The sequence below is a fragment of the Atopobium minutum 10063974 genome, assembly GCF_000364325.1.
In the GTDB taxonomy this organism is placed as follows: domain Bacteria; phylum Actinomycetota; class Coriobacteriia; order Coriobacteriales; family Atopobiaceae; genus Atopobium; species Atopobium minutum.
Map to the genome: position 1 here is coordinate 269,337 of NZ_KB822533.1, position 20,679 is coordinate 290,015.

Annotated in this window: 27 protein-coding genes; 26 read left to right on the forward strand and 1 reads right to left on the reverse strand. The window is 46.3% G+C overall.

Annotated elements, in window-relative coordinates:
- Window positions 1-90 precede the first annotated feature (90 nt).
- The 23 genes from HMPREF1091_RS01310 (at window position 91) to HMPREF1091_RS01420 (ending at window position 16,729) form a co-directional block, all read left to right on the forward strand.
- Window positions 91-552, forward strand: coding sequence for a hypothetical protein (locus HMPREF1091_RS01310; RefSeq protein WP_002563029.1), 462 nt, complete (start codon window positions 91-93; stop codon window positions 550-552).
- Entirely contained in the window at window positions 542-1,795 is a 1,254-nt protein-coding gene (locus HMPREF1091_RS01315; RefSeq protein ID WP_002563030.1) for a PBSX family phage terminase large subunit, read from the forward strand. The genes HMPREF1091_RS01310 and HMPREF1091_RS01315 overlap by 11 nt, the downstream gene beginning before the upstream one ends.
- Window positions 1,758-3,197, forward strand: a complete 1,440-nt coding sequence (locus HMPREF1091_RS01320) for a phage portal protein (protein WP_002563031.1) — start codon at window positions 1,758-1,760, stop codon at window positions 3,195-3,197. Before HMPREF1091_RS01315 ends, HMPREF1091_RS01320 begins: the two co-directional genes overlap by 38 nt.
- Window positions 3,197-3,349: a hypothetical protein gene (locus tag HMPREF1091_RS08305; RefSeq protein WP_002563032.1), complete on the forward strand. Its 153-nt coding sequence runs from the start codon at window positions 3,197-3,199 to the stop codon at window positions 3,347-3,349. The genes HMPREF1091_RS01320 and HMPREF1091_RS08305 overlap by 1 nt, the downstream gene beginning before the upstream one ends.
- 3 nt (window positions 3,350-3,352) lie before the next feature.
- Window positions 3,353-5,071: a phage head morphogenesis protein gene (locus HMPREF1091_RS07940; RefSeq protein ID WP_002563033.1), complete on the forward strand. Its 1,719-nt coding sequence runs from the start codon at window positions 3,353-3,355 to the stop codon at window positions 5,069-5,071.
- A complete protein-coding gene (locus HMPREF1091_RS01330; RefSeq protein WP_002563034.1) occupies window positions 5,056-5,247 on the forward strand; it encodes a hypothetical protein in 192 nt (63 codons plus the stop codon). Before HMPREF1091_RS07940 ends, HMPREF1091_RS01330 begins: the two co-directional genes overlap by 16 nt.
- Before the next feature lie 58 nt (window positions 5,248-5,305).
- Window positions 5,306-5,647: an HK97 gp10 family phage protein gene (locus HMPREF1091_RS01335; protein ID WP_002563035.1), complete on the forward strand. Its 342-nt coding sequence runs from the start codon at window positions 5,306-5,308 to the stop codon at window positions 5,645-5,647.
- A 93-nt stretch (window positions 5,648-5,740) separates the two neighbouring features.
- Window positions 5,741-6,310, forward strand: coding sequence for a phage scaffolding protein (locus HMPREF1091_RS01340; RefSeq protein WP_002563036.1), 570 nt, complete (start codon window positions 5,741-5,743; stop codon window positions 6,308-6,310).
- Window positions 6,311-6,318: 8 nt separating this feature from the next.
- Window positions 6,319-7,194, forward strand: coding sequence for a P22 phage major capsid protein family protein (locus tag HMPREF1091_RS01345; protein WP_002563037.1), 876 nt, complete (start codon window positions 6,319-6,321; stop codon window positions 7,192-7,194).
- A gap of 2 nt (window positions 7,195-7,196) precedes the next feature.
- Window positions 7,197-7,640 carry a hypothetical protein gene (locus HMPREF1091_RS01350; protein WP_002563038.1) on the forward strand — a complete coding sequence of 148 codons (444 nt, stop codon included), beginning with the start codon at window positions 7,197-7,199 and terminating at the stop codon, window positions 7,638-7,640.
- Window positions 7,637-7,987 (forward strand): hypothetical protein, encoded by a 351-nt coding sequence (locus tag HMPREF1091_RS01355; RefSeq protein ID WP_002563039.1) that lies wholly within the window; start codon window positions 7,637-7,639, stop codon window positions 7,985-7,987. The genes HMPREF1091_RS01350 and HMPREF1091_RS01355 overlap by 4 nt, the downstream gene beginning before the upstream one ends.
- Entirely contained in the window at window positions 7,980-8,342 is a 363-nt protein-coding gene (locus HMPREF1091_RS01360) for a hypothetical protein (protein ID WP_002563040.1), read from the forward strand. The genes HMPREF1091_RS01355 and HMPREF1091_RS01360 overlap by 8 nt, the downstream gene beginning before the upstream one ends.
- Before the next feature lie 8 nt (window positions 8,343-8,350).
- Entirely contained in the window at window positions 8,351-8,944 is a 594-nt protein-coding gene (locus HMPREF1091_RS01365; RefSeq protein WP_002563041.1) for a hypothetical protein, read from the forward strand.
- A 16-nt stretch (window positions 8,945-8,960) separates the two neighbouring features.
- A complete protein-coding gene (locus tag HMPREF1091_RS01370) occupies window positions 8,961-9,308 on the forward strand; it encodes a hypothetical protein (RefSeq protein ID WP_002563042.1) in 348 nt (115 codons plus the stop codon).
- A gap of 253 nt (window positions 9,309-9,561) precedes the next feature.
- A complete protein-coding gene (locus HMPREF1091_RS01380; RefSeq protein WP_002563043.1) occupies window positions 9,562-11,934 on the forward strand; it encodes a phage tail protein in 2,373 nt (790 codons plus the stop codon).
- Window positions 11,931-12,794, forward strand: a complete 864-nt coding sequence (locus HMPREF1091_RS01385; RefSeq protein ID WP_002563044.1) for a hypothetical protein — start codon at window positions 11,931-11,933, stop codon at window positions 12,792-12,794. The genes HMPREF1091_RS01380 and HMPREF1091_RS01385 overlap by 4 nt, the downstream gene beginning before the upstream one ends.
- Entirely contained in the window at window positions 12,785-13,786 is a 1,002-nt protein-coding gene (locus tag HMPREF1091_RS01390; protein ID WP_002563045.1) for a Gp37-like protein, read from the forward strand. The genes HMPREF1091_RS01385 and HMPREF1091_RS01390 overlap by 10 nt, the downstream gene beginning before the upstream one ends.
- A gap of 2 nt (window positions 13,787-13,788) precedes the next feature.
- A complete protein-coding gene (locus HMPREF1091_RS01395) occupies window positions 13,789-14,202 on the forward strand; it encodes a hypothetical protein (RefSeq protein WP_002563046.1) in 414 nt (137 codons plus the stop codon).
- A complete protein-coding gene (locus tag HMPREF1091_RS01400; protein ID WP_002563047.1) occupies window positions 14,202-15,014 on the forward strand; it encodes a hypothetical protein in 813 nt (270 codons plus the stop codon). The genes HMPREF1091_RS01395 and HMPREF1091_RS01400 overlap by 1 nt, the downstream gene beginning before the upstream one ends.
- A 14-nt stretch (window positions 15,015-15,028) precedes the next feature.
- Window positions 15,029-15,442, forward strand: coding sequence for a phage holin family protein (locus tag HMPREF1091_RS01405; RefSeq protein WP_002563048.1), 414 nt, complete (start codon window positions 15,029-15,031; stop codon window positions 15,440-15,442).
- Window positions 15,443-15,451: 9 nt separating this feature from the next.
- Window positions 15,452-15,574, forward strand: a complete 123-nt coding sequence (locus HMPREF1091_RS08500; protein ID WP_002563049.1) for a hypothetical protein — start codon at window positions 15,452-15,454, stop codon at window positions 15,572-15,574.
- Complete coding sequence (locus HMPREF1091_RS07945) at window positions 15,561-16,535, forward strand: CHAP domain-containing protein (RefSeq protein WP_002563050.1); 975 nt, start codon at window positions 15,561-15,563, stop codon at window positions 16,533-16,535. Before HMPREF1091_RS08500 ends, HMPREF1091_RS07945 begins: the two co-directional genes overlap by 14 nt.
- Window positions 16,536-16,543: 8 nt before the next feature.
- A complete protein-coding gene (locus HMPREF1091_RS01420) occupies window positions 16,544-16,729 on the forward strand; it encodes a hypothetical protein (protein ID WP_002563051.1) in 186 nt (61 codons plus the stop codon).
- A gap of 176 nt (window positions 16,730-16,905) precedes the next feature.
- Here HMPREF1091_RS01420 and HMPREF1091_RS01425 read toward each other — a convergent pair whose 3' ends face one another.
- The gene (locus tag HMPREF1091_RS01425; protein ID WP_002563052.1) at window positions 16,906-17,592 is read right to left on the reverse strand and encodes a DUF3800 domain-containing protein; all 687 of its coding nucleotides are present in this window, start codon (window positions 17,590-17,592) and stop codon (window positions 16,906-16,908) included.
- Window positions 17,593-18,250: 658 nt separating this feature from the next.
- On the opposite strand from HMPREF1091_RS01425, the gene HMPREF1091_RS01430 reads away from it, so the two are divergent.
- The 3 genes from HMPREF1091_RS01430 to HMPREF1091_RS01440 all read left to right on the forward strand — a co-directional run bounded on the left by HMPREF1091_RS01430 (window position 18,251) and on the right by HMPREF1091_RS01440 (window position 20,644).
- A complete protein-coding gene (locus HMPREF1091_RS01430) occupies window positions 18,251-19,516 on the forward strand; it encodes a DUF4013 domain-containing protein (RefSeq protein ID WP_002563053.1) in 1,266 nt (421 codons plus the stop codon).
- A 334-nt stretch (window positions 19,517-19,850) separates the two neighbouring features.
- Complete coding sequence (gene rpsF, locus HMPREF1091_RS01435) at window positions 19,851-20,144, forward strand: 30S ribosomal protein S6 (protein ID WP_002563054.1); 294 nt, start codon at window positions 19,851-19,853, stop codon at window positions 20,142-20,144.
- 47 nt (window positions 20,145-20,191) lie between these two features.
- The gene (locus HMPREF1091_RS01440; protein WP_002563055.1) at window positions 20,192-20,644 is read left to right on the forward strand and encodes a single-stranded DNA-binding protein; all 453 of its coding nucleotides are present in this window, start codon (window positions 20,192-20,194) and stop codon (window positions 20,642-20,644) included.
- Window positions 20,645-20,679: the final 35 nt, after the last annotated feature.

The window sequence follows — 20,679 nt, forward strand, 5'->3', positions numbered from 1 at the left end:
GGCGCAAGCCCCCTTTTTTATTAGCCATCCAAAGTCTTAGCAGCTAATTAGCCTAATTTTGCTACGTGACATAGCCACGACAATACAGCTATGAAACAGCGCCGCGCAAAATACCAAGAATGGCTTGAGCCAGAAAACCTAGAGAAGCTGTCCAATTGGGCAGCTCATGGGTGCACTATGGCCGAGATGGCTAACAATATGGGAGTGTCTCGCCAATCACTTACCGTATGGATTGGCAAGTTTGAGCCTATAGCTGCTGCAATAAAAACTGGCAAGATGCTATCTGTTGAAACCATCGAAAACTACCTGTTCAAAAGTGCCATAGGTGATGTTTACGAGGAAACTACGACCACAAATCCAGACGGCAGCACTATCACCAAAAAACGCAAGCTTCCACCTTCTGTTTCTGCTCAAATCTTTTTTCTTAAAAACCGAGCGGGGTATCGCGACAATCCGCCTGATATGCCTGCTCAGGCAGAGCAGATAAACGACGATGCACTTAGTGCAAGTCTTATCGAGCGAGCAAAGGAGCTGGATAAGCATGCTAAGTGACAAGCAAGAATCAATACTTGCGTTTCCCTATACACGCTATGATGCGCTGGTATGCGATGGCGCAGTTCGCAGTGGTAAAACCTCGCTTATGACAGTTGCATTCATCGATTGGGCCATGCGTAAGTTCTCAGGGCAGCGGTTTGGCATCTGCGGAAAAACGATAGATAGTGCCAAGAAAAATATCATTGTGCCTTATACCGTTATGACCTATCCAGCACACAAAGGCTATGTCTTGCGCTGGCATGGCCAAGACAAAGTGCTAGAGGTGCGCCGCGGCAATACAACTAATTGGTTTGAAGTGTTCGGCGGCAAAGACGAAGCAAGTTACATGCTTATCCAAGGCCGCACTCTTGCAGGCGTGCTCATGGACGAAGTAGCACTTATGCCACAGAGTTTCGTCAACCAAGCTTTAGCACGTTGTTCGGTTGAAGGCTCTAAGCTGTGGTTTAACTGCAATCCTGATAGTCCCACACACTGGTTTAAACGTGAATGGATAGATGGCGCATATGATCGTAATGCGCTGCACTTACATTTCTTGATGACCGATAACCCGAGCTTGTCTCAGCAGACTATTGAACGCTACGAGCGTATGTATTCAGGCGTATTTTACGACCGTTACATCAAAGGCAAGTGGGTTAAGGCCGAAGGTTTGATATACCCGCTTTATGAGGACGCGCTAGAAGGCTCTGTAAGCCTTGATATGAATTCAATTAAGCGTTGGGTCGTATCTGTCGATTACGGCACTCAAAACGCCTTTGCAGCGCTTCTATGGGCGTTTGACGGCACTGTGTGGCATGCAATTAAAGAGTTTTACTACTCTGGGCGCACACAAGGCCACCAAATGACCGACCCAGATTACGCAGACGCAATGTTAGCCCTTGTGGCGGATGTTTCTTTTCCTGAGGTAGAAATTATCGTTGACCCGTCTGCAACGTCTTTTATGGCCGAGCTACGCCGTCGTGGACGCTTTCGCATCCGTCATGCAAGAAACGATGTGATGGATGGCATTCGTGAGACTGCTGCATGTCTACAAGCAGGACTTGTGCGCATCGATAAGCATGCTTGTCAAAACCTTACACAAGAGCTGGGCGGTTATGTTTGGGATGATGCGCCGTCTGATGTAGAACGCCCTCTTAAAGTTGACGATCACGCATGCGACGCACTGCGTTATTTCGTGGCAACAATGCGCATAGCAAGAGCACTTGATGTTAAGCAAGAAAAATATACAAGCATATTTGGATGATTGGAAGATTATGGCAACACGGATGACTACATGGCAGGACTTTTTAGCATCACAAGCACGTAGCGGAACAGAAAAGTTTTTGCTATCGGCAATTAGTACACACAAAGCAAGTGAGCTGTATACAACGGCTCTTAAAGCTGATAAATACGATAAGCAGCGCAACACCACCATTAACGAGTACGTAAAGACAATTTTTACACTCACAGGCGCTCCTGTTGCAGATTACACAGCATCTAATTCCAAGATTGCTTCTAACTTCTTCAACCGTCTCAATGTGCAGCGCCTGAGCTACAGCTTAGGTGCTGGAGTGAGCTTTACTGAAGAAAACACAAAAGACCAGCTAGGACAATCGTTTGATAACGATTTGCGCAAATGGGCATATGCCGCACTTATTCATGGTGTTGCGTTTGGCTACTGGTCAGGCTCAAAACTCTACACATTTGAGATAACCGAGTTTGTGCCATTTTGGGACGAGCTTACAGGTGCTCTCATGGGCGGTATTCGCTTTTGGCAAATCGATAGTACACGCCCCATGTCAATTACGCTTTATACGCCTGATGGCTATAGCGAGTACGTGTACGCAAAAAAGGCAGGCAGCAGGGGCAAAAAGCTTGTACAAACCAAAGAGCAGACGGCATATTTGCTGACGGTGTCTCGCTACCCTGACGGAACATCTGAGATTGTAGGTGAGGATAATTGGGACGGCGAGCTGCCTATTGTCCCAATGTGGGGGAGCCGTCTTCACCAGTCAACGTTGATAGGTATGCAGCAAGCCATTGATTCTTACGACCTCATCCAGTCGGGCTTTGCCAATGACCTTACAGACGTGTCACAAATTTACTGGATTGTTGAAAACTGCGGTGGTATGAGCGATGCTGACCTAGCACGTTTTCGTGACCGCTTGAAGGTGCTACACATTGCTCCTGCCGATACCGACCAGGGCGGCAAAGTAACGCCTTACCAGCAAGAAGTACCCTACCAAGCACGTCAGGCTTATCTCGAAGGTATAGAGCGTCGTATTTATCGCGACTTTGGCGGGCTGGATGTAACTGCGCTTTCTGCCACGAGCAAAACTGCTACCGAGATTGAAGCTGCTTATCAGCCAGTAGACGAAAACGCCAGTGATTTTGAGTTTCAAATTGCAGGTGCCCTGCAGCGCCTTCTGTCACTTATTGGCATTGAAGATACACCCATCTTTAAGCGCCAGCGTGTCTCTAACCAGCTGGAACAGGTGCAGATGATAGCTACAGAAGCACAGTGGCTTGACCGTAAAACTATCCTAGCCAAGCTCCCTAACCTCACAGCGGATGAAGCACAGACCATCCTGGATACGGTAGATGCGGGTGATGCAGCACGTATTGATAGCTTGCTAAATGCTGCTGAGGGGGGGCAGAGCGAGTAATGCTAAACGGCGCACAAACCACATCACTTGTAGGTGTTATGGCTGCTGTTCGCACAGGTGAGTTAAGCGAAAACCAGGCAGTGAAGGTTATTAGTACATCTATTGGCATTACACCAGAAGAAGCTCGTGCAATTATTCGTGGTGAGGTGTAATCCATGTCAGATGTTGTACATGAAGCAGCAGACAAAGAGATAACACATCTTGCGCGTCTTATGGCTAAAGAGTTTAAGGCCGCTCATGAGGATATGGCCAAGCGTTTAGAGAAAAAGCTTGCAGCATATGAGCGTGAGCTTTTTCAATGGCAAAAAGACCTCAAGGCTGGTAAATGCACCGAAAAAGAGTTTAAGGCATGGAAAAATGCACGGTGCGCTGACCTTGGACAAACGCAAGGGCTGGTAGAGCTTCTAGCACGTGACCTTGTAGCCGCAGACCAAAGAGCCACAGAGCATATACGCGGCGCTTTGCCTGCCGTCTATACTGAGAACTACAATTTTGGTAGCTACCAGGCACACCAAGGCAAGATAACACCTACATTTGCTCTGTACGATGAAGGCACCGTAGCTAATCTCTTAGACGAGGATAAACAGCTCCTACCAGCTCCTAAAGTTAATATCCCTAAAGATATGAGCTGGAACGCGTCTCATGTGAGAAGCGCTCTTACACAGTCATTTTTAACGGGTGAATCAATACCAGATATGGCGAAGCGCTTGCGTGGCGTTGCTGACATGAATGCACGCTCTGCTATCCGTATAGCAAGAACAGCTATCACAGGAACAGAGAACCGTGCTCGTGTTGATAGCTATGTGGCTGCCAATGACATGGGCATCAACTGTGAAAAGCAGTGGATGGCTTCTCTTGATGGCCGTACACGCGACAGCCATAGAGTGCTTGACGGGCAGCATGTAAAGCCTGACGCAGTGTTTGATAATGGCTGTAGGTTTCCGGGTGACCCTCAAGCACCAGTAGGTGAAGTTTACAACTGTAGGTGCACGCTTGTTGCCTACATTCCAGGGCACAACACTATGAAAGACCGCTCAGAAGCCACAGTAGGCTCTCTGAGCTACGCAGAGTGGAAAGCAGGAGTAAGAGAGCAACAACCAGAATCTGCAAGCGGCAGAAGCTTAGAGAAGTTCTTAAAGCTGCCAAGCGTGCAGAAGCGTGTTAAAGCATCTGGTATGAGCAAGAAAAAACTTACAGATGCCATGCGTCAGGAGATGCGCAGTCAAGGTTATCAGGATCTGCGAGCTTTTAAGACGTTGCCAAAGAGCAGACAGCAAGGTGTGATAAGCAAGGCTGTTGAGCGTGGTATTACAAACAAGAAAAACGCTAACAAGGCAGCTAAAGCAGACTTTACGCGTATTAATAGTCCAAAGTATCTCAAACGTTTTAATGGATTGACTGAGAGTAAGAAAGTTAATGAGATGATAGCCAAGGAATGTAAGGCTATGGTTATTCATAGGTCAGGTACAAACAGCGAGGATTTAGTGCTTGTATCCAAGAAAACAGGTAAAATCGAAGCTTATAGCAATAGCATATCCAAGGCAAACGAAACGGTATATACGGACGAGATATTAGAAGCTATCAACAGTAGTGCGCCTGGCACACTTATATCTGCACATAACCATCCGACAAATATTCCGCCTACAGGCAGTGACTTTTCAGCACAAACAGCATATGGGTACGCTGGCGGAGTTGTTGCCTTACACAACGGCGATGTATATTATTATGAGCAAGTAGGCATTGGCGTTACTGGTTGGTATTACGACAAAAAGATTAACGAGCTGGTTGCAGCTGGTATGAGCGATTATAATGCAGCCATTGAGGTAATGACACAACTACAGAATGAAGGGAGAATAAAGTGGATGAAACTCTAAGGCGCAAGCTAGTCACATACTTTACCTCTCCTGGTGATGTTCCTGCTAGCGAAAAGTTTGTAGGTTGGACAGATAAAGACTTTGAAGAGGCTAGTAAGATAAAGGAACTAAACAGCCCAAAAAATTATGCTGAATACGAAGCGTTCAAGCAAAAAGTACTACAAGGTTCGCTCTAAGCATCTCTCATAATCTACGTGACAGCACCTCCATGCTTTAAGTGTGGAGGTGTTTTTCATGGACGAACACATACAAATAAATGCTGACAATACAGAAGCAATACAATCAGCCGTTAAATCAGCTATTGCCAAAGGCTTAGAGACGATAGGGCTTGTTGCCGAGGGCTATGCTAAAGGTGACACCCCTGTAGATACAGGCAGGCTTAGAAACTCTATCACTCACATTGTAAGTGGCAATGATGCCTACATTGGCACCAACGTTGAATACGCGCCCTACGTCGAATTTAACGAAGATCTCTCACATCCAAACGGCGGTAAAGCTCACTTTTTGCGTGACGCAGCGGCAAACCATGCGTCTGAATACGCTCAAATCATGCGTGATGCCCTCAGCGGTTCGTGACATAGCACAGATACTTTTCTTGCGACTTAACAAGGCAGGGGCAAAGAAACGCCCCCTGGATGTTCCGAGGAACTGGAACAGCAAGGAGAAAGTATGTCACTCACACGCAAGATGCTAAAGGCGATGGGCATTGAAGATGACGCAGCAGACGAAATTATCAATGCCCATGCTGAGACCGTCTCAAGCCTAAAGAAACAGGCTGAGGAAGCTCAAGCAAACTCTGGCAATGCTCAAGAGCTACAAAAAGAAGTCGAAGAGCTAAAGAAACAGCTCGAAGCGGCAGGCACTGATGAGTACAAAGCAAAGTACGAAGAAGAGCACAAAGCTTTTGAAGACTTCAAGACAGGCGTTGAGCAAGCTAAGACCGAGCGCGAGAAGAAGGCAGCTTATCGCAAGCTGCTAGAAAATGCTGGCGTAGGTGCAAAGCAGCTTGATGCAGTATTGCGTGCAACTGACCTTTCTTCTGTGGAGATGGAAGACGGCAAGTTTAAAGACGAGGATAAGCTCACTGAAGCTATCAAGTCTGACTGGGCAGCTTTTATCCCCGCAACTGGTACTCAAGGCGCAGACCCAGCAACGCCACCAAACGGCGGTGCTTCTGAACCTGACATTTCAAAGATGAGTGCCAAGGAATATCTGGAATATAAGCACAGCAAAAATTAGGAGAGAATATGGCTAACACTATTCTTACAAGCGACGTTATCGCAGGTGAAGCACTTGATATTTTGCGTAATAACGCAGTGCTTCCCAATCTTGTACACCGCAGTTTCGAGCCTGAGTTTGTAGCTGGTCGTGGCGACACCATCAACGCTCGTAAGCCTGCATCTTTTGTGGCTAAGGACTACACGAACAGCATTACCGTTCAGGATGTTACCGAGACCAAGATTCCCGTTGTCATGAATGGTCACAAGGACGTATCTATTGCAGTTACCTCTAAAGAGATGACCATGAGCATTGAGGATTTCTCTGCTGAGATTTTAAATCCTGCCATGCTGGCATTTGTTGACGCAATGGATGCACAGCTTGTTAAGGATATGGTCGCAGGTGCTAAGAAGACCATTACAGCTGCATCTACCGCTGTTACTCAGGCAAATATCGTTGATGCTCGCGCAGCTATTACCAAGGCTAAGGCACCTTTGACTGAGCGCTCTTTTGTTTTTGGCACCGACATTGAAGCTGACCTGCTCAATACCGAGCTGTTTGTAAACGCTGACAAGGTCGGCGATGACGGCACCGCTTTGCGCGAAGCTTCTTTAGGTCGTAAGTTTGGCATGGATTGTTATTGTGACCAGAACTGCGATGTAAAGACTAACGAGTGCGACGGTATTGTATTTCATAAAAACGCTGTTGCTCTGGTTACTGCACCTTTGGCATTGCCTAACGGCGCTGCTAAGGCAACCGTATTTGATTTCGAAGGCTTTAGCATCCGCGTTGTATACGGCTACGACATGGCCAAGAAGACCGACACCATTTCTTTGGATATGCTCTTTGGCACTAAGGTGCTCGATAGCGGTCTTATTGCAGCCATTAAGCGTACTACGGCTTAATCATGAGCATTGCGGCACAGGTGCTATCAAGCATCAATAACTACTTTGAAACAGCGCCCATAAAGGGAGTGTATCAAGTTGCTAGTGGCAAGCTTGTGCCTGTAGCTGGTAGTGCGTCTGTTATGCCTAAGCTTGAGCAGAGCCAGTACTATTTGGTGGCTGGTTCTGCTCTTAACGACGGCCTGCACGAAATGGGGCAAAGCGACCTTTTGGATGAAGGCACGTTTGAAGGCACAATTACACCTTGTGCGGTTCCTAAAGAGCTTAGAGACCTATTGGGTGAGATTGAGCAATGGCAAGCCAAGAATGGCGCTCACACAGGTGCTATGCAGTCTGAGAGCTTTGATGGCTATTCCTATTCGCTTGCAACAGATGCTGTAACTGGCGGTGCCGTGACGTGGCAAACCGTTTTTCGCAGCCATCTAAACAGGTGGAGGAAGCTATGACGGGACTTATTGCGGCTATGTCACAGATGTGCACCCGCCTTGTCCTTATTGAAGAAGAGGACGCATCAGGTGGCTGTGTAGCGTCTTGGAAACCAGCTAATAAGTTTGTGGCCGCAGTAAGCGCTACAGGCGCTACAAATCCGCTACAGATAGCTACACGCCCCGATTCACAAGCGAAATGCACGCTTACTTGTGACCCTGTTGTAGAGCTTGCATTTCATGACCGTGTAAAGACATCAGATGGGCGACTGCTACTTGTAGTGAGCGAAGCCAAAGACCGCCACACGCCAGTTTGTGCCAGCTTTTCGTTTGTCCGCTACGAATGCGAGGAGGTTGTAGATGCTTAATCAGTCTCAGGCTATTCATACGTGGCTTAAAGAAGCGTTGCAACTTCCTTGCTATGTGGAGGGTGATGTGCCAACAACCGTAAAGGCACCATACGCAACACATCGCATACCTACAGGCACCTTTGGTGGTGTTGGCTCTATTGAGGTAGACATCTGGCACACCAAAGGACGCGCAGCGGCAGCCGATGCGCTTTGTGAGCGCCTATACAAGGCGCTTGGGTATGGTGGGCAGTTTGTACCGTGCGACGGTGGAGCGGTGTTCTTGCGGCGCGGTACGCCATTCTCACAGCCTGTATCAGACACCAAGGCAGAACGGCGCTACATCAACGTAGACGTTGAATATCTAACTAATTAGGAGATACCATGGGAAAATATACTCGTATTCCTGCTGAGACATTTAAGCAGCTAGCTATCAATGCTGGTCTTGTGCTCAACAAGTTTGACCCGAAGACTGGCAAAGTTGAAGAGCAAGACATCATGTTTGCCACTTCTGGTGGCTCAGAGTTTACGGCCAAGCCATCATTTACTGATTATGGCGATGACATCGACAACTGCCCAGCTAACATGATGGAGCTAAAGCGCATTGATTCGTGGGAAGTTGCAATGAAGGGCACTGCTCTTACCGCTACTACGACCTCGCTTAAGTCTATCGCTGGTGCTGCTGATATTGATTCTAAGGACACCACTAAGATTGTCCCTCGTAAAGACCTTAAGACCGATGACTTCAAAGACATCTGGTGGGTTGGAGATTACGGCGCAGAAGGCTTTGTGGCAATTCATCTGCTCAATGCCTTGTCTACGGGTGGTCTTTCCATCAAATCTAAGGACAAGGGCAAGGGCGAATTTGCATTTGAGTACACCGCTCATACGTCGATGAAAGCACAAGACACCGTGCCTTTTGAGATTTATGTCTCTGAGAAGGCTGCTAGTCCTGCTAATTCATCTGATAGCCACTAATCCTAGGAGATAAACCGTGAAGTTCTCGAAGATTCCAGCTGATAAAGCTTTTGATGTACTTGCAGATATTTCAACGCCACTGGCAAATATCGCAAGTGATAAGAAGCTTATTAAGGCGCTGCAAGGCTTCCAGGGCAACGATATTCAGGCTGCTAAGGTTGCAAAAGCAGTAGGACTTATTGCCAAAGAGCATAAGGATGACCTTTACGCGATTTTAGCAGCTACTGAGGGACAAAGCGTTGAGAAGTATCTTGCAGGCCGTAGCGCTGCTCACGTCATTGTAGATGCAATTGAGCTTTTAAGTGATGATAAGCTAACAAGTTTTTTAGCTACGCCCGCGACGGAAGTCTTGGCCTTAGCATAGGTGAGTATTCGGGGCCGCGTCGCGTGGCCCCTTTTTTGGCGTACTGCAAAGCAAGAAGCGAGCGAGACGCCCGCAACTATGCGCTGAATATCTACGTCGCGGAAAACATCCGTCTTATTGGATGTGGAAAATCATTTACGAAAACGTGGGATGAGTTTTGGAATGACATTTCAAAATACGAACAGCCTATAGAAAAACAGACTTATGAAGGTGTACTCGAATACCTCAAACAACAAGGATTGGAGGTTGAATAATGGACCTTTTAGACCTCTTAATTAAAATTGGCGTCAAAGATGAAGCGTCAGACAAAATAGGATCTCTTGGCAGCAAAGTAACCAATGCTCTTGGCAATGTTGCAGGTCTTGCGGCTTGCGCTCTTGTAGGCATTACAGGAGCGGTTACTACTATTGGCGGCTTTGCGCTAAGCTCCTATGCAAGCTTTGAACAGCTTGCTGGCGGCGTGGCAAAACTATACGGCAATGCTGGGCAGACCCTAGAAGCATATGCACAAGCTTCTGGTAAAACTGCCGATGAAGTGCGTAGCACTTGGGAGCGCAATGAAGCGGCTCAAAAGCTTGTTATGCAAAATGCTGCTAAAGCCTATGAGACCGCTGGCATGAGTGCTAACCAATACATGCAGCAGGCCACGAACTTTTCAGCCGCACTTATCAATTCGCTTGGTGGAGACACGCAAAGAGCAGCAGAGCTAACCGATGTGGCCATGCGCGCTATGAGCGACAATGTGAACACGTTTGGCTCTAATGCCCAGGACGTGCAAAATGCCATCCAAGGTATTTCTCGTCAGAACTACACCATGCTAGACAATTTGAAGCTTGGCTATGCTGGCACAAAGGAGGGTATGAAGCAGCTCATTGATGATGCTAATGCGTGGGGTGCTGCTAACGGTGAAGCATCTAACTTATCTATTGATAGCTTTGCTGACTGTGTACAGGCTATCCAGCAGGTACAAGAAGCGCAAGGCATTGCTGGGACTACTGCTAAAGAAGCGGCCAACACCATTGAAGGCTCTGTTGGCATGGCAAAGGCTGCATGGGAAAACCTGCTTGCTGGCTTTGGCAATGAAGACGCAGATTTAGAGCAGCTCACACAAAATCTCATGGATGCTTTGGGACACGTTGCTGAAAACGTTATCCCCCGTGTGGCACAAATTGGCGATGGTATGGTACGAGCGCTTCCCCAGGCATTTGCAAAAGCATCTGAAATACTTGCGCCTGTTATGTCTGAAGCCTTGGCCACGGCATGGAATATTGCAGTTGGAGCGCTTAAAAATGCTGGCATCGAGCTTCCCAATGTTGACGCAAGCCAAATCCAACAAGCATTCCAAACCGTTGTCGATGTAATTAAGAAGTTTACTGACGAAGCAGGACCTGTAGCCATTGAAATACTTAACAAGATTAAAGACGCTATCCAGGCATGCAAAGATAATGCTTGGTGGCTAGTTCCTGCTATTTCTGCTGTTGTAGGCGGCTTTGCGGCCTTTAAAACTCTGGCGATTGTTACTGGCATTATCTCTGGTATTTCTGCTGCTTTTACAGCCGTACAAACCGCTATGGCAGCTGCTGGAGCTATTCAGTCTGTTCAGGGACTAATAGCGGTATTTACAACGCTTGCTGGTGGCCCTGTAACTATTGCAGTTGTAGCTATTGGCGCAATTGTTGCAGCTCTTATTGCTTTATGGACAACAAACGAGGATTTCCGCAATTTCGTTATTGGCGTTTGGAACGCTATTGTTGAGGGCGTTAAAGGGGCTGTTGGTGGAATTATTAACTTCTTCACCGTTGATATTCCTAACGCATTCAATACATTTGTTGGCTTTATTAACAGCATTCCTATAATCATAAGTTTTATATTCACCTATTTGGTAGGCATAGTTACTGCATTTGTTAGCAATTTCGTACAAAACGCAGTTCAAGCAGGACAAGGCTTTGTATCTAATATCGTAAGTTTCATCTCTAGTATTCCTGGGACCATTGGTGGCTTTTTAGCAAGCGCCATTGGTATTGTTGCTGGCTTTGTCGGTAGCCTAGCTACGCATGCTATGAATGCAGGACAGCGCTTCTTAAGTGGTATCCAGAACGGCTTTAATGCAGCTGTATCGTTTGTACGAGGTATTCCCGGCTCAATTACAGGTGCTCTGGGAAATGTAGGCCACTTGTTAACCAATGCCGGTAAATCCATTATTGATGGCTTCTTGAACGGTCTTAAACAGTCATTTGAAAATGTTAAGAGCTGGGTTGGCGGCGTTGGCGAGTGGATTGCGTCTCATAAAGGACCTATTGAATATGACCGCAAGCTACTTATCCCAAACGGCAAGGCCATTATGGATTCACTTTACATTGGCTTATCTACAGGCTTTGAAGGCAGTGTAGAGCCGTTGGTAGGCGGTATGCCTGGTCGTATCGTGGACGCTATCCAGCCTTCACCTATTTCTGCTGCTATGTCTGCTTCTGTAAGTGCCCAAACAGAGCAAGGTCAGCTTTACGGTGCTGCTGTAACGCAGCTAGAAGACACACTTGTTCGTCTTGTTGAGACACGTCTACCAGCCATTATTCATGAAAGTGTGCCGCAGATGACCATTCGCGAAGCAAAGAGGGTACTTGCATGAGAAAAGTAATCTATACAACTGCAAGCGGAGCAAATTACACGGGCACCACGTTTGATTTAACGGGTGCCCAAGCGCTCGCTTGGTCAAACGGCCTTTTAGGTTGGTCGTGGAAAGCGGATGACAATACAGGGGCGATTTCGCGCAAGGCTCGTACCTATAAGTTACGTGCAGTAGGTCTTGATTATGGGCTACTTAATGAGTTGTCTCGATGGCTTGAATCGGATATTGAAGCAGGGCTGCAAGGCAAGCTTGTTGTGGATGGCTGGGAGCTTCTGTGTAGTGCCAGCGTAGCGGATGCCAAGCGCATTGGTAGTGATATTGCAACCGTAGAATTCACGTTTCATACTACAGATCCTACGTGGCGACGTATTACCACACATTCGCTTATGCCAAATTCGGCAAGCGACAATGACGTGACTGTAACCGGTCTTAATTTCCCGTTTGACTTTGAATTTGATTTTGCGGGTTCGTCTAGCTCATCAAAAATAGAGACAATCGACCTGAGTGTGAAAAGCTACGTCCGCATTACCTTTTTTGGCCCCTGTTCCAACCCCTATGTACGTATTAGCTCTGCTGATGGAGCTACAAACAACATTTACGGCGTAGATGCCGAAGCTGACTTTAGTGAGCGCATCGTTATAGATCCATTAGGCCGCAAGGTGGTTGGCGGTTCCGTCTACAAGGTGGATGCGCTTGGTAAGAAAACCAATCTTTACGATAAGCGCCAGCGTGGCATTACTGGTAGCGGCACCTATGTATTTGAAAGCTTACCTGCTGGTGCTCTGTCCGTTTCATGGCCGCAGAGCTTTGGCGTAGACATCGAGACCATTGAGGAGCGTGGAAGCTTGCCATGGAACTAACGTTTACTGACACAAACTTTCGCGATGTTGGCGTAATTGAGCCGTACGACGGTGATTTTGCGTGGGGTAATAACGAAAACGACTTCTCTATTGATGTAGCTGGTGATAACGTTCCTGAGGTCGGCTCTATGATTTATGCCGAAGGAAGCGACCTTGGAGGGCTTGTCACTGGCTACAAGTCAGATGTTGGAGCAGAAGCGTTTTCTATTGTTGGTCATACGTGGACGGGCGTTTTAAATCGTCGTGTTATGGGTCCAGACTACGGGCAAGCCTATCTAACTCTTTCTGGTGACATAACTGAGTGTGTCTCACAACTCATTGCAAGAGCTGGTATGGGTGAGCTTTTCGTTGTCAATCCATCTCAAGTAGGAGTTCGTGTTACACATACCTTTACAGGCTCACAATCGGCCGCGCAACAAGATACGGGGCGTTATATGGGTTGTTGGTCTGCTATGTGGCAACTGCTACTTGAAACTGGTTGTAAGGCTCGCTTTGCGTGGTCTGACAAGCTGAAACACGTCGTAATTGATGTAACCAAACGCAAAGACTATACCGACAATGAAAGCCAAATGGTAGGCGTGGCTATGGTCGGTATTAGCACACAAAAGACTACTAACCACCTTGTTTGTCTTGGCAAGGGCGAGCTAGAAAATCGCGAGATTGTGCACCTATACAGTGACACACAAGGCAATGTAAGCCAAACACAAACAATTTTTGGCATCAATGAGATAGCGGAAACATATAACCAGAGCTCTGCTGAAACATCTGAGCTTATCAAAAACGGCACTAAGCATCTCAAAGACCTCTGGACAAAGTCTCAGCAAGTAACCATCAAAAGCAATTCAACTGCTCAGCCATTTGATTTGGGTGATGTTATCGGCGGCTCTGACACGCGCTCTCATATAAGCGCGCAAGCGGTCGTGACCAAGAAAGTAACATCGTTTAAACAGGGTCAAATGACATATACCTACACATCAACTGTAAGGGAGTGAAAATGGCAGTACAAGATGGCTACAGCAGGTATGCCTGTGATGTGCAATCTTGCAACAGCTCAACGTTTGCTTTGCCAGAAACTGATGAAGCAGATAGCTATGTGATGCGCCGTCGCATTGACGCATCGGGGGTAGAGCGCAAGATGCTACTTTGCCCTGAGCATGCTGCAATTTATGCAGACATTGTAAAGGCTTGTGATGGCTATTACACCGAGTTTGAGCAGACAGGCAAGGCAAGAATCATCGCAAAGGCAGACCTTGAAGCTGCAAACGCAAAGACAGCAGAAGTGCAAGCAAAGCTTGACGAAGCAGAGAAAGCTCGTAAATGGTGGAGCGATAAGTTCCGTGCGTTAGAGAAGGAATTTAATGCTTATAAGGAAACGCATCCTGATAAACAAACAGGTGGCGATGCATAATGGCTATCGAACTTGTTACAGGACGAGCAGGACAAGCTCACGTATCTTCTAATGATGTTGCTAATTTGCTCAAAGGCATTGCTGGTACTGGGTCTTATATTTTGGGCGATAAGCTGCCGAAAATTAGTATGTCAACAGCTAATCTATGCTCCATTTCTGCTGCTGACCTGTTGGTAAGTGGGCGGCATGTGCTGCTCACTGGCACTAATACCGTCAATATAACAAGCGGCGGTCAAGCAACATATCGTATTGATTATGTTTGTGTACGCTACAAGCGAGATGTGGCCCTTAATATCGAGACGGCGGAGCTTGTTGTTGCCAAAGGCGTTCCAGCAAGTAACAAAAGCGCGGCACAACCGCCTAATATGCAGTTGACGCCCGAGATTAACGCAACATCACAGCAGGTAGATGTTCCTGTTATTAAAATTGATGTAGACAGCTTGCAGCCTACTGCTCAGTGGATTATTGAGCCTATATCGTCTCTTGCCACTTTGTCTAAAAAGCCGTATTACAAAAAAGAAGACTGGTCAGGTGGAACCGTAATTTTATCGTGTGCAAATCATGTTGGCTGTTTGCATATTGTTAACTGCAAAATAGGTGGTGGCTCTTGGGATAAAAATCAAGGCTCTGTTGGTTTTGTACCAGCTCAATATGCTCCAAAAGACGAAGTAACAGCAGCAGTTGTAACTGCTAATGGTGGCAATACCACTGGTTCTATAACGGTTCGTACCAACGGTCAAATTACGCTTAACAACAATGGTAGTGGTGGCTCAGCAGATGGTCGCTGGGGCACGCTTACATGGGTTTACTAACGGAGGAAATAATTATGCCTATCCCTTATTTTATTGACGTTTATCTATCGCAAGTACGCGATTCTCAGCAAGTAAAAGTAGCTCTTACGGCAGTGTTGGTGCTTATGCTCATTGACGTGCTTATGGGTTCTATTTGCGCTGCGTCAAACCATCAATACGCATCTTACAAGGCACGCGAAGGAATTATGCATAAAGGCAGCGAGCTATGCTTGATTTTGCTAGGTGTAGTGGTAGACGGTGCATTGACTGGCGGCCTTAACTTAGGCACGCAAACACCTGTATTACTGGGTATCTGCGTAGCACTCATTTGCGCTGAGGTCGCATCAATTTTAGAGATTATCGGATCTGCCAATCCAGATTTGGCTAACAGTGCTGTGTTCAGGCTACTCAAAACCGTGCAAGACGGCACAACAAAGAAGAGCGAGTAGGTGTTTGCTATGGATGAAACCAAGACAGACAAGCTTACTGATGAGCAATTAGTAGAACTTATGAGCACGCAAGATGTCCATGATGAGGATGATGTAGCAGCGGTTGAGGAGGTTATCTATGAGCAAAATTAAAGACCTTTTGGCCGCTGCTGCTGCTGAAATTGGATATAACCGCTTCGATGATCCTTTGGCAGGCACTAAATACGGCAGGCACTACGCACAGCTAGTAGGCAAACCCTACTACGGTACGTCTGGTGTGCCCTATTGCGCTATGTTTGTAAGCTATCTTTTTGATGTGTTGGGCATTCCACAACCTTTTTTGCCAGAGGCATATTGCCCTTACATGAAGAATAAGGCTAAGCAGGCAGGTATGTTGGTTGACAAGCACGCTGCTCGTCCTGGTGATATTGTCCTGTTTGACTGGGGCGGAGACGGCGTTTGCGACCACGTGGGTATCGTTGAAAAAAACTGTGGTAGTTATCTACAGACCATTGAAGGCAATACCTCCACAGGCACAACTGGCTCACAGTCTAACGGTGGACGAGTGGCACGCCGCACACGCTCTTTTAACAGTGTTAATTGCGTCATTCGTCCTAATTATGCCGATGGCCAGTGGCTCAAAGACGGCCACGGTTGGTGGTGGTATCGCAATGCTGACGGTAGCTACACAAAGGATGGCTGGCAAAAGATAGATGGCAAGTGGTATCTCTTTGATGCTCAAGGCTACATGGTTCGCGGGTGGCATAAACGAGGTGGCTATTGGTATTACATGGGCGCAGATGGCGCAATGCTTACAGGCTGGCAGCATATTAACGGCAAGTGGTACTACTTCAACAAAAATGGTGACATGGCTACAGGATGGGTGCGCGACGAGGGCAAATGGTATTACCTTGATACCAACGGTGACATGAAGGTCGGCTGGATACTTGATAACGGTAAGTGGTACCTCACTGATGGTAGCGGAGCTATCAAGGCTAATACTATTGCTGTATCAGGTGGCAATGCCTACGCATTTCGTCCTGATGGCTCTATGGCCACCGGTGATGTAATGGCTTCTGCCGATGAAAACGGTGTGCTACAAATTAATCCGTAAGGCGTGCTATGGATTGGAAACTTACAGTCTGGAGCACATCCTCTGATGGTCCCGGTCTTCACTACAGCAAAGAGCGCGTTGAGCATTTTGCGACTAAAGATGATGTAGTGGCATTTATCAAAGACCGCTATTTGGCTGCAAAAGTGACTTGGTTCGACGATAAAAAGCGGTGCAGCGTGGTTATTAAGGGATAGCACCGAATGAGAAAAAATCATGTTCGTTGTAGCTTCCGACTTGGTTCGTACTTGGTTCTGACTTAATTAACCCCTCACTTATCAAATGGTAGGTGAGGGGTCTTTTTTGTTTATGCAGGTAGATGGCTTGCTGTAAGGTGATTTAAGGCCAGATAATTTGTTTAATGGTTAATCAATCATGGAAATGTAATAACTTCTAGTTTTTGTTTTAATTTATCGGTTTGCCCCGTCCTTGCATAATGCCATGATTGATTTGCGATGATGTCAGATGCTCGAATTAATGCATCAGCTGTAGAATCTCGATAAGAAACTTCAACAGTGCCTTTCATGCTAGGGAAAATAGGCTCATGAAATGTGCCGTAAACATTATTAATTACTCCACGCTTAAATTCAGCTTCGATTGATTCGCAAAGCTCATATCGTCCATTAGTTGCTGTAGTATGCTCATCAAAACGGATATAAATATTTTCTACTTCCTTAGCTTGTAGCTTATTTTGCTTCATGAGTGTAACTAACACTCTTTTTAAACCTACTTTATATACGTAATCTAGATAGCGTTGCTTTGTTTTCTTATGAGAAAATGAACCATCACTTACCATTTGTTCATCAATAATAAATGCATATCTAATTAAGTTGTTTGTTGATCTAAATAATCCAGCCTTATGTTTGTTTGAAATAACACATGCCTTTAATTCAGAACCATACTGGTATTGACTTTTAATCTTGTTTTCTGCATGTATAAAATATCGGTAACTCTTCTCCCGGTCTTCTTTACTCAGAAAAATAAGACCTCCAAACACAAAGAAGTCTTGGTGCTGTTTATCGAATACACCCGACTCATCGCCGTATATAAATATATTCATTCAATACTCCTATAAAAACGAAAAAAGCCACCTCTCGGTGGCCTTTCGCCTAGGACTGGCGACGGGAAACGCCGCTTAAACGTTTAGTTCAGTGGCCTAGGTATACAGCACTTATTAAGCCTGTAACTAAATCATAGAATAATCCATACGAAAGTAAATATTTTTTGCTAAAAAAAACGATAGTTTTCTACAGTTTCCGTGGCTTATTGATGTGTACGAGAAGTAGTTACTGCCGCTTAGATTTCATGTCTTCACGGATAAACTCGTGCAGATACTCTGCCTTATTCGGTTGTGCTTACAAATGTTCGTACAAATCGTAATCATCAGGGAAGAAGCGTAATAAAAACGTCTTAATGCTTTTCTTGCGAAGTGCAACAAGTCATATTTCTTATGGGACAATTTGGGGACAACTTTATATTCTAATATGGAATATATGGCTATTAAGCTGTGTAAATAGTGGCAGTTTTTATCTATAACTGGGGTTCAAATCCCTCCCTCTCCGCCAGTGTTACCAATGCTTGTGTATTTAAATAAATAGAGTTGATATATTTTTAGGGTCATCACCTTTTATTTGGGATTACGTGACGATAAAGACCAATCTTGTCTATAATTTGACCAATTATAACGATCCATAGATAAAGCGTTGATGGGAATCTATATGGCTCAGCTTAAGTTTTCAAACAAGCAGTATCTCACACGTTCATGGCGTATGCTCACGCGTGAAGAGGGTTGGTTTAAAACGGTTTTGTTGCTTACCCTGTATTCTCTCATTCCTATTATTGGTGGAATGGTTACCTTGGGCGCCTCATATGAATGGGCGCGTCTGACTGCATGGGGCGTAAAATCTTCTCCCAAACAAAAAGGTATCAAGTTTGGTAAGTGTCTCAAGACGGGCTTTGTTGCTTTTGTTATCCTGCTTATTTGGCAGGTTGTTATCGGCATTCTTATGTCTGTGTTGGAAAGTATTGTTCCTGCCATAGGTGGTATCTCTTGGCTTTTCATTGTCTTTGCAGAAGTTCTTGCAGGAGTTTGTGCACTTTATGCAACTATTTATGATCGATTTGGTGCTGCATTTAGCTTCTCCAATCTATGGAAGATGGTGCGCCATGATTGGAAGGGCTTACTTAAAATTACGGGTGAGCAATTCAAGATCGGTCTCATAATTTTCATAGTGTCCATTCCTGTAGTCTTTATTGCGGGCATGATTTGGTTTGGGTCGATCTCTTATACAGCGCTGAATCAGCTTGAGATGCTCAATGAGACTGCCATACCATCAGGTCAAGCTGTCTTAATTGCATTTTCTGTCTTAAGCGATGCCCTTGTTAGTCTTGCGCCTGCTTTCATCGTATTTTGGGTTATTGGTAGTGCTATTACGACTGTTATTAACTTGCTTACAGCCAACATGATTGGCCTCTGGATGCTCCAATTCAAAGTTTTTGAGTGGGGTAACCCAGACGATCCCCTTCCTACGCCCATGACCCCAGCTGATCCTGGTCAAACCTCAGATGCAGCTGCTCCTGCTGGAAGCCCTGTTGCACCCGTAACACCACAATCATCAGATGTGTCTGCAGCACCAAAGGCACCAGAGATGTTGGTAGCTCCAGAAGCTCCTGCCGTATCAGATGAACCTGCAACACAAGCAACGCCTGTCATACCAGTTGAGGTTTCTGAAGAGCCCGAGGTTTTGTCGCCGGCACAGGAATCTACAGAGGCTGAAACTTCACCAGTAGAGGATGCAGCTGAGGCGTCTGAAGCTCCAGTAGAGACCTCAGAAGTTTCTCATGAAGCCGCGGCAGATCATGAAGCCGCGGCAGAAACAGAAGAAGCATCAGACGATAGCCTCTCTTTCTGTCCCGAGTGTGGCAGTAAGGTTCCCGAGAACGGCACCTTTTGTCCTCAGTGTGGTACAAAGCTTAGAGAATAAGGTATCTCCTGTCGTATAGCTTCTGTATCATAGTGATACCTGTTCAGCCTCCTGCAGCATGGTGCTGTGGGAGGCTTTTTATAATCAGCTGGTAAGACAAGCGCATTTGGCTGCTGTTTAGATACCACTGTTGTTTGGAAAGTGTTTGTGGTTGTTTGGGCATGGTTAGAGATAGATAGTAAACTTCATTTATGGAGACGCACGGGAGGTATACAAAAAAATAAGCCTTCACGTGGTGGTACAAGAATATTGTGATACCATTGCAGGCCGAACCTTTCCTGCTTCGGGTGCAACCTTCACATCCCGAAGCCTTGAGCCCAGAGGAGGTGACAATATGAAGGCTTATGAATTGCTGTTTTTTGTCGATCCATCTTCCAATGAGGAAGTACGCGCTGGTGTAATGAAGCGCATTGACGTTGCTATTTCCGATAATGGCGGTCAGGTCGATAATGTCGAGGATTGGGGCAAGCGCAAGCTTGCTTATGAGATCGACAAGCTTACCGAGGGTGACTATACCCTTATCAACTTCCATGCAGATCCAACTCAGATTGCAGAGCTTGATCGTGTTCTGCGCATCAATGATGCAGTAAAGCGTCACATGGTTGTACGTCGTCCTGACAAGGATTAGTACTGGAAGGTGGGCTTTGTGCCCACAAATGAGAGGCAGTGATCACAATGAGCATTAATCGCGTGATTATCAGTGGAAACCTTACTCGCGAACCCGAACTTAAGGCAACTGCTGGCGGCACTCAAGTCCTTTCTTTTGGTGTTGCCGTTAATGATCGCCGTCGCAACCCTCAATCTGGTGAGTGGGAAGACTATCCCAACTTCGTTGATTGCGTCATGTTTGGAGCTCGTGCAGATGCAGTTGCACGCTTCATTAGCAAAGGTTCCAAGGTTGCTATTGAGGGCAAGCTTCGTTACAGCTCTTGGGAGCGTGATGGTCAGCGTCGTAGCAAGCTTGAGGTTATTGTTGACGAGATCGAATTCCTCTCTCGGAATCAGCAAAATGCCGGCGGCAACGTAGGCACCTTTGCAGCTTCCGCCCCTTCGGCACCTGCAGCAGTGCACCCTGTTCAGGCTCCGCCTACCGCTGCCGATTATGCCGATGAGGATATCCCGTTTTAAGAATGCTCTGCGACTATTGTCGCTAGACGAAAGGT

Coding starts and splice junctions, on each gene's coding strand:
- HMPREF1091_RS01390 (WP_002563045.1), top strand. CDS start 12,785: ATGGAACTAACGTTTACTGACACAAACTTTCGCGATGTTGGCGTAATT.
- HMPREF1091_RS01320 (WP_002563031.1), top strand. CDS start 1,758: ATGTTAAGCAAGAAAAATATACAAGCATATTTGGATGATTGGAAGATT.
- HMPREF1091_RS01310 (WP_002563029.1), top strand. CDS start 91: ATGAAACAGCGCCGCGCAAAATACCAAGAATGGCTTGAGCCAGAAAAC.
- HMPREF1091_RS01355 (WP_002563039.1), top strand. CDS start 7,637: ATGACGGGACTTATTGCGGCTATGTCACAGATGTGCACCCGCCTTGTC.
- HMPREF1091_RS01425 (WP_002563052.1), bottom strand. CDS start 17,592: ATGAATATATTTATATACGGCGATGAGTCGGGTGTATTCGATAAACAG.
- HMPREF1091_RS01400 (WP_002563047.1), top strand. CDS start 14,202: ATGGCTATCGAACTTGTTACAGGACGAGCAGGACAAGCTCACGTATCT.
- HMPREF1091_RS01430 (WP_002563053.1), top strand. CDS start 18,251: ATGGCTCAGCTTAAGTTTTCAAACAAGCAGTATCTCACACGTTCATGG.
- HMPREF1091_RS01380 (WP_002563043.1), top strand. CDS start 9,562: ATGGACCTTTTAGACCTCTTAATTAAAATTGGCGTCAAAGATGAAGCG.
- HMPREF1091_RS01405 (WP_002563048.1), top strand. CDS start 15,029: ATGCCTATCCCTTATTTTATTGACGTTTATCTATCGCAAGTACGCGAT.
- rpsF (WP_002563054.1), top strand. CDS start 19,851: ATGAAGGCTTATGAATTGCTGTTTTTTGTCGATCCATCTTCCAATGAG.
- HMPREF1091_RS01350 (WP_002563038.1), top strand. CDS start 7,197: ATGAGCATTGCGGCACAGGTGCTATCAAGCATCAATAACTACTTTGAA.
- HMPREF1091_RS01340 (WP_002563036.1), top strand. CDS start 5,741: ATGTCACTCACACGCAAGATGCTAAAGGCGATGGGCATTGAAGATGAC.
- HMPREF1091_RS08500 (WP_002563049.1), top strand. CDS start 15,452: ATGGATGAAACCAAGACAGACAAGCTTACTGATGAGCAATTAGTAGAA.
- HMPREF1091_RS01385 (WP_002563044.1), top strand. CDS start 11,931: ATGAGAAAAGTAATCTATACAACTGCAAGCGGAGCAAATTACACGGGC.
- HMPREF1091_RS07945 (WP_002563050.1), top strand. CDS start 15,561: ATGAGCAAAATTAAAGACCTTTTGGCCGCTGCTGCTGCTGAAATTGGA.
- HMPREF1091_RS01360 (WP_002563040.1), top strand. CDS start 7,980: ATGCTTAATCAGTCTCAGGCTATTCATACGTGGCTTAAAGAAGCGTTG.
- HMPREF1091_RS01395 (WP_002563046.1), top strand. CDS start 13,789: ATGGCAGTACAAGATGGCTACAGCAGGTATGCCTGTGATGTGCAATCT.
- HMPREF1091_RS08305 (WP_002563032.1), top strand. CDS start 3,197: ATGCTAAACGGCGCACAAACCACATCACTTGTAGGTGTTATGGCTGCT.
- HMPREF1091_RS07940 (WP_002563033.1), top strand. CDS start 3,353: ATGTCAGATGTTGTACATGAAGCAGCAGACAAAGAGATAACACATCTT.
- HMPREF1091_RS01365 (WP_002563041.1), top strand. CDS start 8,351: ATGGGAAAATATACTCGTATTCCTGCTGAGACATTTAAGCAGCTAGCT.
- HMPREF1091_RS01335 (WP_002563035.1), top strand. CDS start 5,306: ATGGACGAACACATACAAATAAATGCTGACAATACAGAAGCAATACAA.
- HMPREF1091_RS01440 (WP_002563055.1), top strand. CDS start 20,192: ATGAGCATTAATCGCGTGATTATCAGTGGAAACCTTACTCGCGAACCC.
- HMPREF1091_RS01420 (WP_002563051.1), top strand. CDS start 16,544: ATGGATTGGAAACTTACAGTCTGGAGCACATCCTCTGATGGTCCCGGT.
- HMPREF1091_RS01315 (WP_002563030.1), top strand. CDS start 542: ATGCTAAGTGACAAGCAAGAATCAATACTTGCGTTTCCCTATACACGC.
- HMPREF1091_RS01345 (WP_002563037.1), top strand. CDS start 6,319: ATGGCTAACACTATTCTTACAAGCGACGTTATCGCAGGTGAAGCACTT.